Source organism: Bartonella sp. MF74HXZ, assembly GCF_042194445.1.
GTDB lineage: Bacteria > Pseudomonadota > Alphaproteobacteria > Rhizobiales > Rhizobiaceae > Bartonella > Bartonella grahamii.
Genome location: NZ_JBHIMW010000030.1, coordinates 1 through 734, shown reverse-complemented (window position 1 = coordinate 734; position 734 = coordinate 1). Strand labels below are relative to the sequence as shown.

The following is a 734-nucleotide window of genomic DNA, read 5'->3' as shown; positions in this document are numbered from 1 at the left end:
TCTGGTCCAAGTGTAGCCGCTCTTGTACCACAGACAGCAAGCTATTTGGTCATGCCAAATGCTCTTTTCAGTACAGGATTAACCGATATGGCTAAACAAAACGCGCTCTTAGCCAATATCAGAACATCCGTCTTAGGAAAAGAAGAAGAGAAACAAACAGGTTTCTTCCTCTACACTTACGGAAGCACAGGAACTTTATCTTCTGAGCGTGGTCCTCTCAAATATGGTTATGGTGCTGATATCCGCTATGCTGCTCTCCAAGCCGGTGTCACATTGGCAGCAATTGAAGGACAAAATACCACAACACATCTCGGTCTTGTAGGCACCTATGGGCAGCTGTCGTTTACACCAAAGGACATGTCAGATGCAGGGAAGAACACGCTAGATAAATGGTCACTGACAGCCTATGGTAGTATACAACACAACAATGGTTTCTACATTGATACACTCTTATCCTACGGTATCCTAAAGGGGCATATCGCCAATGCTCTCAGAGGAAATACCGCAAAGTTGAACGATGCCAAAATGTTGAGTATCTCCACCACTGTTGGCAAAGAGTTTGCAACCGGAATGGAAGGTTTAACATTTGAGCCACAAGCACAAGTTGCCTATCAACATTTGATGTTTAACACCATTGAAGATGCTGATAATTTCACTGTTGATATGAACAATCCTTCTCAATGGTTGATCCGTGTTGGTGGACGTTTGACCAAAACCATTTCCACTGAAAACAA

1 protein-coding gene is annotated in these 734 nt (G+C 43.3%); it reads left to right on the top strand.

The genetic code is table 11. From position 1 onward, the window contains the following. Positions 1 to 734 (top strand): autotransporter domain-containing protein (locus ACFIJ8_RS08460; RefSeq protein WP_375639390.1); only part of this gene is annotated, 734 nt, incomplete at both ends.